The following is a 10,371-nucleotide window of genomic DNA, read 5'->3' as shown; positions in this document are numbered from 1 at the left end:
GCCATCACGCCAGCCAGCTTAGCCGGTTTTAGCCTCCGGCTCAATCCTTCTTTCAACGAAGCTGGGAACACGCTTTGGGAAGGAATGCAAACCCGGCCAGCGGACCGGTGACGGACAGGAAAAATTTTTGAAAAAAAGTCTTGCGCCCCAAGGGCTAATACGCTACTTCTATGCGCCGGTAACCTGATTACAACCCAAATACACCGTATGTTGGCGAAGTTTTTTGCCATGAAAAACAATTGTGGTGTCGTGTCGGCGCACAAGATTTTAACGTTGGTCAAGTCCCCCATCCAAGGAACTCCTATGACGTACCCTAAAATGCTCAAAACACTGGCGGCTGCCGCGGTATTCACCGGTTGGGCGGCCATGGCTCAGGTGGCACAGGTGCCATTCACGCTGGCCCACGTGGGCGGTAACCCTGTGGGATCAGTGGTCAGCAATGCCCCCAATCACATCACGCTCTATGCCGCGGGCAACGACATCTGGGACATGCAGGATGAATTCACCTTTCTTTATCTGCAGGTAACTGGGGACTTCGACATCAAAATACGCGTCGCCTCCATGGAGGTGACCGCCCGCTGGCCCAAGGCGGGCATCATGGCGCGTCCTTCGCTGGATGTTTCCAGCAAGATGGTGTTCTCCAAGGCGACGCCATCAGGTCCAATTGTGGGGAATGATGGCAACCCGACCAGCAATTGCGGCCAAAGCCAGGGCGTGGGTGACTTGTCGCTCATGTACCGCACATGGAGGGCGGGCGAAGCCGGCAATGGCGGTCAGCATGAGGACCGCATTGTGCCGGGGGACGGCAATCATCCGACCTATCAATGGGTGCGCCTGCAACGGGTGGGCAGCGTGTTTCGGGGGTACGCCAGCATGGACGGCGTGAACTGGGTGGGGCCGCAAACCCAGGACACTTACAACTGGCCCAGCACCGTGGGCGGCAACGACAACGACCCGTTCCCCAATACCATTTATGTAGGCATCGCGGGCAGCCGTCATGGTTGCGCCGGGGAAACTGGCAATGAGACCGCCACCACCCAGATTTACGACAACCCCGAGGATCCAGTGATTATTACCGTGCAACCGGCACCGGTGAGCGTGACCTCGCCCGGCGGCAGCGTGACCTTGCGCACCGTGGCGATGGGCTGGCCGGTCTATCTGGTTTATCAGTGGAAATTGAACGGGGTGGACATTCCGAACGCGACCAACACCACTTATACCTTTACTGCACCGGGGGCTTCTGATTCGACCAATATCCTGACTTGCGTGGTGAGCAACACCTACAACGGCACGGTGGCCACCAGCGCCAACGCCGAAGTGCGCGCCACCAAAGGCCCGCGCATCGCCGCCGTCAGCAATCCGGGTTACGGTGTGCTGTTCATTGATTTGAACAAGCCATTGGCCAACCTGCAAAGCGTGGACGATGCGGTGGCCCAGATTCCCAATTATTGCTATCTTTTCTCCAACGCCCCGCCAAGTCAGGTGGCCGTCATTGGTGCGCCGGGCAATCTTCCGGCTGCCTTTACCACAGCCTCATTGGCCAACAACCGGACGCGTATCATTTTGAATTATGTGAATTATAACATCGCAATCGGTCACCCCTATTTCGTGGAATTTGACCCGACGGTGGGCATTGATTTGCAGGACAATGACGGTAATAACATGTTCTCCAACCTTTCTAATGATGATTTGCGCAGCCCCATCTTTACGCGCACGGTGGGCCCCATGCAGGCCTTGAGCGCGCGCGGCAATGTCAGCTTGCGCGGCATCCTGATTTCGTTCAACCAAGCCTTGGCGGGCGACTTGGCCAATGCCCAGAATCCGGCGAACTACACGGTCAACAACGGGGTGAATGTCATTTCGGCCACCGTGATGCCGAATGGGACCGACGTGCTGTTGTACACCACGATGCAAGACCCGGTGACCAGCTACACGGTAACAGTGCAGAACATTGCCGACATGGTGCCCACCCCGCTCAATTTCACGACCCCGATTTCCATCCCGGGTTATGTGTTGAGCAAACGGTATGATAACGATCGGAGCCTGGCTGATTTGAAAATCTATGCAGCGAACAACCCGCCGGCGGCGGCCAACTTCGTTCCGTGGTTTGAATACCCGGATGACGGGCGTGATAATTTCCAAGCCATTATTACAGGGTGGATTGTGCCGGCCGCCTCTGGCAGCTATCGGTTCTACGCGGTGGGGGACGATGACAATGAGTTCTGGCTCAGCCCGGATGACAATCCGGCCAATCGCGTGCTGCTGACGCGGCAGAGCGGATGGACGGGCTTCCGCAACTACAACAAGTTCCAAGGGGGTGAAGGTGGTGCTGACCCGAATGCCCGTTCGGCTCCGGTTCAGTTGTATCGCGGCATGGCCTATTCCGCGGAAGTGCTCTTCCGTGATGGCACCGGCGGCGGCCACGTTTCTGTGGGTTATAACACCGGAGATGATTTGCCGACGGGCCCGATTCAAGGGCAGGAAATCGCTTACGGAGCCCAGCCGGGCGGTCCGACGACCGTTGCCTTCACGCAGCACCCCCAGAATACCAATCAATACGCCGGTCTGCGGGTGACCTTTACCGTTGCCGCAACTGGAGCCAATCCCACCGGCCCCATCGTTTACCAGTGGCAAAGTGGTGGGGTGGGAGCTTGGACCAATATTCCGGGCGCCAACGCTGCCAGCTACCAGACGCCGGTATTGTCCATGTCGGATAATGGCAAGCAATATCGTTGTGTGGCAGTGAACCTCGGAGGATCCCTGGCCCAGGCAATTAGCTCAGTGGCAACGTTGACGGTGCAGGAAGACACCATTGCCCCTGTGCTCCTGTCGGCCGAAGCATATCAAGGCTTCCGCAAGGTGCGGGTGGTCTTCAGCGAGCCGGTGGAGCCTACCACTGCGGAAAACCCTGCCAACTACGCGATCAGTGGTGGAATCACCGTCTTGAGTGCCGCTCGCACGGGCGACGGCTCGGTGGTGATTTTGGACACCTCACTTCAGGACATCGCCACCCAGTACACCTTGACGGTGAACAATGTGGATGACTTCTCGCCGTTGAGTGGAGCCATTGCGCCCAATTCCACCGCCAACTTCACCAGTTTCATGCTGATACCCGGCAAGGTGAAGGATGAGGCATTCACGGGAATTGGCGGTTCCGGCATCAACGATTTGAAGAACAACTCGAAATACATTAATAACCAGCCGGATACAGTGGGGTATCGTGGCGGTTTTGATGTGCCGGATGAAGGCATGGATAACTATGGGCGCCGGCTGTCCGCTTTCATCATCCCGCCCACCAATGGCAACTATCGGTTCTACATGGCCAGCGATGATGATTCGGAGTTCTACCTCAGCACCGATGACAATCCGGCCAACAAGACCATGCGCGCCAACCTGTATGGATGGACAGATTATCGTGCTTATGATGTATGGCAAACTTCGCGCGGGGGTGGCACCTACCCCAGCGCCCGCTCAGAGGCCATCGCCTTGGAAGGGGGCAAGCTCTATTATGCGGAGGCCATCATGAAGGAAGGCGGCGGAGGTGACCATATTGCTGTGGCCATGGCCCCCGAGGGCTCGCAACCGGGCAATGGCAGCCCTGGCATGATTGGCTGGGGTCTGTTCCCAGTGACTGCGGGTCCAACCACCGTGACCATCACCACGCAGCCTCAAGATAGGACTGGCTATGAAAATGCCCGCGCCACCTTCACCTGCGTGGCCCAGGGCAGCAACCCCAGCCAGGTGGGTTATCAATGGCAAGTTTTGCGCGGAGGCACTTGGTTGATGATTCCTGGCGCCGTTTCCTCCACATATCAGACACCTGTGCTCACGTTGGCTGATAATGGTACGCAATTCCGCTGCCTGGTATATAATCCAGGCGGTAACATGGCGCAGCGAGTGAGCGCCGTTGCCACCCTGACCGTGCTCGTGGACTCGGTGCCGCCGACGGTGGAAAGCGTTAGCGCCACCCCGGTGCCGAACAAGGTGTTGGTGCGGTTTGGGGAGGCTGTTCCGTATGGGTGGGACAGCACCAGCGCGTATACGCTGATGGATGGTGCCAACAGTTACAATCCAGTGGAAGTCGTGGATTTGGGTGACACTACCGGCTTCCTGCTTACCTTCAGTGGCGTAAGCCTGAATGCCAATCAACAGTACACCTTGCGAGTGGAAAATGTGTACGACCAGGGCTTTAACCTGTTGGAGACCACCAACCTGACCTTTACCGGCTGGCACACGCAGCCCGGTTTTGTGCAACGGCAGGTCTTCACCGGCAATTCAAGCGCGGCCAACAACTTCACCATCATTACCAACAACTCGAAGTTCCCGTACTTCCCGGATTCGGTGACGATGATGGATACCGCTTATTCGCCGAAGAATTACGGTGACTACTACAGTATCCGCATGATTGGCTGGTTCATCCCGCCGGAAACTGCAGTGTACAACTTCCGCGCCGAGGCGGATGACTCCGCCTGGCTGCTCATGAGCCTGTCGCCGGTCCATCCGGCCCATCCGGCCAATGCAGCCACCGTAATCCGGTTGGAGGGTGGTTGCGCGGCTTGCAATGAGCCGGGCAACTGGAGCGGCCCTGTGTCGCTGGTGGGCGGCGTGCCGTACTACTTCGAACTGCTGATGCAGGAAGGCGGTGGCGGCGACTACGTGAGTTTGGCCTTCCGCAATAACGCCAATTATCAGACAGCTCCAGGATTATACCGCGACACGGACAACCGCGGCAATTTCACCAATCAGTTCATCGCCTGGGCATTGGTGCCGGACTACAAATACTTTGGTTTGCAACCCGTCAATATCACGGTTTCGGACGGCAATCCAGGAACAGTGGTGGCAGCAGTGCATCCATATGCGCAGCCGGCCACCTATCAGTGGCAGAGGTTTGATGGTACTGCCTGGCAGAATGTAGCGGGTGCAACCAATGCGTCCTACACCAAGATTATGCGTCCATCCACCGATCAGGGTGCCCAGTATCGCTGCGTCGCCACCTTCGTGGATGGCACCACGGCCACCAGTGCAGTGGCCACCGTGACGGTTTTGGCGGATACCACCCCGCCTACCGTGGCTTACATTGGCGGCTCGGTGAATTACCAGCAAATCATGGTGCGCTTCAGCGAGCGCATGGATGCTGCCTCGGTGGCGGCGGGGACCTACACCCTGACCGATGCGCTCAACAATGTGGTGCCGGTGCTTGGGGCAAGCCTCATGCCGGATGCCATTACTGCCATCTTGACCACCACGCCGCAGGAGCCGGGCGCGGTCTATACTCTGACACTGAATAATGTGCGTGATGCTAGTGAAAATGCGAATGCTGTCAGCCCCAACATTGCGACTTATACTAATGCGGTTTACGCAGACGGCATTTACCTGCGGCGTTATGACGGCTTCGGCGGCACGACCCTGCCGGCGTTGACGAACAACGTGAACTTCCCCAACAACCCCAGTTTCCGCAGCATCTTGGGCGATGCCAATTATCGCCCCAGCATGGACAATTATGGCGCCTTGATGTCGGGCGTCTTTGTGCCGCCTACGACCGGCAACTACAAGTTCTGGCTGCGCAACGACGATGATGCGGGTGCCTTTTTGGGCACGACCATGGATTACAGCAGCCGTCAGTTTGTAGCCTTCCGCGGCTGCTGCAACGACGGATGGAATGACGGGGCTAATACCCTGCCCAATGACCAGGCGGTTAAATTCTTGATTGCCGGATTCCCGTATTACTGGGAAGCCATGGTCAAGGAAGGTGGTGGTGGTGACTACTTGGAAGTGGGTTACACCACGGGGGCCTCAGTGCTGAGTGGCGGCGCAGCGGTGCGCATCCCACGCACGATGGTTTATCAATATGGATTCATCAATCCAGCAATCACCCTTACCACCCAGCCGCAGAGCGTGACCACCAATGTCGGCGCGACGGTTACTCTGTCGGTCGCTGCTTCAGGTTCACCGTTCTACACTCTGTACCAATGGCAGCGCAATGGCGTGAATATCCTGGGAGCGCGAAGTGATTCCTATACCACCCCGGCGCTGTCCTTCCTGGACAATGGCGTTCAGTATCGCTGCTTGATTGTGCGCAGCGACGGCGCGCAAGTGTCCCAAACTGCTGTGATTAACGTGAACCCCACGGAAAGCAATCCGCTGGTGTTGCAGCGCGGTCACAGCCTCAACGGCAAAGTGGTAGGCTTGGTGTTCAATGATGCCGTGGCCATCGGTACATTGACCAACCTGGCCCAAATTCAGATTAACACGCTGGGTTCGCCGGTGGATATGCGGCCGGTGACCGGGGCTGGTGATGTGGTGACCGGCTTCGGCGGCACCTGGCCGGGGAATGAGCATCCGGGCTTGGCGGTGGACGGCTTGTTGCGCACGAAGTACCTGAACTTCGGCAAGCTCAACACCGGCTTCATCGTGCAGCTCGGCGCAGGCGCCAAGGTGGTGAAGGCCGTGCGCTTCACCTCGGCGAACGACGCGCCCGAGCGTGACCCGATTGACTTCATCCTCGAAGGGTCCAATGACGGTTCAAGCTGGACGGTGATTACCAATTCGCCGCTGGCGGCATTCCAGTCCCGCGGTTGGTCGCAGTTGGTGCCTGTACCCAATAACACCGCGTATGGTTACTATCGGGTTACCTTCCCGAATGTGGCCAACGCTCCTGCGGCCAACTCGATGCAGATTGGCGAGGTTGAGTTGCTTGAACAGCCTGCAGCCGTTACGGTTGTAGATGCCCGATTGAATCGCGGTGAGACCAATACGATTCAGCTAACCTTGTCGTCTGCCATCAATGGGCCGTTCGAGGTCCAGGTGAGCGGTTTGGCTGACTTGAATGGTAATTACATGACGCCGTCGGCAGTGACCGTGACGCCGCGCGGGTTGAAACATGCCAATTCTTCCGAAATGGTGGCTGGCAGTGCCACCAACCCGAGTGCCAACTGGCCGGGGACCTATGGTTGGAATGTCATGGGTGACGAAAACACCATCCAGGCTTGGGTGGCCGGTTCCGATATTTGGGGCAGCTATGACGCCATGAACTTCACTTATCGCGAAATCAACGGTGATTTCGTGGCTACTGTCCGCATCCTTGGCCTGCGCAATGCAGGCAACTGGACCAAGGCGGGTCTGATGGCGCGTCCGGGGCTGGCCGCTCATGAGCGCCAGCGGGCCATTCTGGCCACGCCGGCTTTCGACACCGGTTTGAACCGTGGTGAAAACGCGATCCAGATGACCTACCGCGATGGGTTCGGCGGTGGCTCAACAGAAGCGCTCCGTACGTATCCTACCGGTGGCCGCACGGGTGTGCCGCCGTTGCCGTATCCGAATGTCTGGGTGAAACTTATGCGCTCCAATGGCATGTTCTATGCCTTCCACAGTCTTGACGGCACAACCTGGGTGGCCAATGGTCAGTACAACGACGGCCTGCCCACCCTGTTGAACGTGGGCCTGGCTTCGTCGGCGGTGAATAACAATGATTACACCATCGCCACCTACCAAGACTTCCAAGTCCAACTGGTGGTTCCAGCCGAGCTTGTGACCACCGTGGCAGCAATTGACGAGGACAGCATGGCCACCATTAACGTGCCTGGGCACACTGGGAATCGCACATACGAGATTGTGTCCGGGCCGGCTCACGGCCAGGTCCTTGTGCAGGGCGGCCAGTTGATCTATATCCCCGATCCAAACTTCAACGGTCTGGATACTTTCACCTACCGGGCGATTGAAAATGGGATTGCTTCTGGAGTCCTCACTATCAACGTCCCGGTGACCATGGTGGAAGACGCCGCCACCCGTCCGTATGCCTTCACTAACAGCCTGCCGCTGGCCATGGGCGCGCCGCCGCGTGCGGTGGTGACGGCGGACTTTGTGAAGGACAACAAACTTGACCTGGCAGTGGCCATCCCGGCCAGCAACGTGGTGGCCCTCCTCAAGGGCAACGGCAAGGGTGATTTCACCAACCGGTTTGACCTGGTGGTGGGCAACAACCCGATTGCCTTGACTCTGGGTGACTTCAACTATGACCGTCGCCCTGATTTGGCCGTGCTCTGCGCGGGCGACCGTGTGGTGCAGATCTGGCAGAACAACGGGGTGAACGATCTCGCCGGTGCTCTGACGCTGGTGACCAATATCCCGCTCACGGGCAACAACCCGGTGGCCTTCATCGCCGCCGATTTGAACAAGGACTTGTTCGTGGATCTGGTGGTGGTGGATGCCGGCAACGGGACGGACCCCGGCACGGTGGAAGTCTTCTACCATCAGCGCATGGTTTATGCGCCGGTCTTTGATGCCACTGAAATCGTCCAGGTGGGCCGCTCACCCAGCGCGATTGCTGCTGGGTTGCTCGGCACGCCGACGGCGCTGGATAAACCGGACTTGGTGGTGGCCAACGCTGGGAATGACAACGTCAGCATTCTCACGCTGGTGGGCACCTCCCTGACGGTGGTGACTAATCTGCCAGTAGGCGACATGCCGGCGGCGGTGGGTGTCGTGGACATCAACCTCGACAAACTGCCGGATATCCTGGTGGCCAATATGGGTTCCGATGACCTCACGGTCTGGACCAATGCCTCCAATCCGAAAGTCCGCAATGACATGCGCTTCGCCCCGGCGGGCAGCTTTGGCGTGGGCATGGCGGCGGGCTTCCAGCCGCGTGACCTGGCCTTTGGCGATTACAACAACGACAAACTGGTGGACGTGGCTATTGCGCTCATGGGTGCCGATGCAGTGCTGGTGATGCATGGCAACGGCATGAAGAGCCTGACCAATGTGCCGCCATTGCCGGTGTTGAACTTCTACTGGGGCGACCCGGGCATGATCAGCGATGTGGAGGACATGCCAGTCTCCTTGGCCTCTGGCGATTACAATGCCGACAAACTGCCTGATCTGGCGGTGGCCAACTGGGGAGCGCAGAATGTCTCCATCCTGCTGAACAACTGGGCGCCGAAGGCCTACAACCAGAAACTGGTGTTCGTCGAGGACATGCCGACCAACATCGTGCTGGGTGGCAGCTATGGCCCGTTGGATTACTACATCACGGTGTGGCCGACCAACGGCGTGCTCGACCCGAGCAATGGTCTGGGTTATCTCAACCTGACCACCAACCCGGTGTTGAAGTACACGCCGCTGACCAACCGGTTCGGGCGTGACCTCATCAAGTACTACGTTTCTGACGGCGTGAAGACCTCCAAGTGGGCCATGTTGAGCATTAACATCCTGCCGGTGAATGACCAGCCGGTTATTCAGACGGCGGTGGGCAACATGGGCACGGTGGAGGCAGCGGAAGACGTGCCGGTGAAATGGACGAACTTCATCACCTATGCCTGGGCCGGTCCATGGGGCGAGGAGAAGCAGCGCCTGAGCTACTTCTTCAAACCGGCGGATCCGACCCTGTTCAAAGGCAAGGCCGGCCTGCCGCGCATTGCCACCACCAACCTGACCCTGTTCTTCACGCCGACGAACAACGCCTTCGGCGAGACCCTGGTCGAGTTGTGGGCCAAGGACAGCGGCCGCGTGAAGACCAACAATCCGGATATGCGGCCTTACGGCGAGCAGGATACAACGGTGACGCAGGTGTTCATCATCCGCATCACTAATGTCAATGACGCGCCGGTCTTCGTCAATCCGCTGGCCCTCAACGCTCGCACCATCAATGAAGACGGCAACGTCTCTTGGAGGTTCAACGTCCGGGATATTGACAGCGACATCAACAGTCTCACGGTGAGCCTGTTGTCCACCAACACGGGCTTGGTTGACCCGAACAATCCGGCGCACTGGAATTATACCAAGGCGCTGGTGCCGGGCACCAACCTGTGGGAGGTGACCCTGAACGTGACTCCGGCAGCGGATGCCTTCGGGCGGACGATGCTGACGGTGGTCCTGAGTGACGGCACCAACACCTCCAGCCGCACAGTGGGCCTGATTGTCCAGCCGGTGAATGACAAGCCGAACTTCGTGCTGACCCGCACGAGTCTCGACATCGCCAGCACCAACGGTCATGCCAGCACCAATGTGGTGGTGGACATCACCGCCTCCAATGCGCTGCTCGGGCCGGCCAATGAAGTGAATCCGCCGGCACCGCTGGCGCCGCAGAGGTTCCAGCAATTCAGGGTGGTGCCCAGCGACCCTGCGCCGTTCGTGTCAGCGCCAACCATCAACCCGCTGACGGGCGGGCTGGTCATTCGCACCAAGCCGACCACCGCTTCAGTGGCCGTGACCCTCACGATTACGGCGGTGGACAGCGGCGGCACGCTTAACGGCGGAGTCAATACCAGTGACCCGCAGACCTTCACCTTGCGGATTAATCCGTAACGGTTAAACAACTCACCACGGCGGACGGGAAACCGTCCGCCGTTTTTTCTTTTTTGGAGCGGGTGTTTC

1 protein-coding gene is annotated in these 10,371 nt (G+C 58.5%); it reads left to right on the top strand.

The features are described 5' to 3' along the window. The first annotated feature begins 228 nt into the window (after positions 1-228). Positions 229-10,302: an FG-GAP-like repeat-containing protein gene (locus tag NXS98_RS06685; protein ID WP_283847704.1), complete on the top strand. Its 10,074-nt coding sequence runs from the start codon at positions 229-231 to the stop codon at positions 10,300-10,302. Positions 10,303-10,371 lie beyond the last annotated feature (69 nt).

The sequence above is a fragment of the Fontisphaera persica genome (assembly GCF_024832785.1).
GTDB classification, from domain to species: Bacteria; Verrucomicrobiota; Verrucomicrobiia; order Limisphaerales; family Fontisphaeraceae; genus Fontisphaera; species Fontisphaera persica.
Note: the sequence above shows the minus strand (reverse complement) of the source record. Positions and strands in the feature narration are given on the sequence as shown.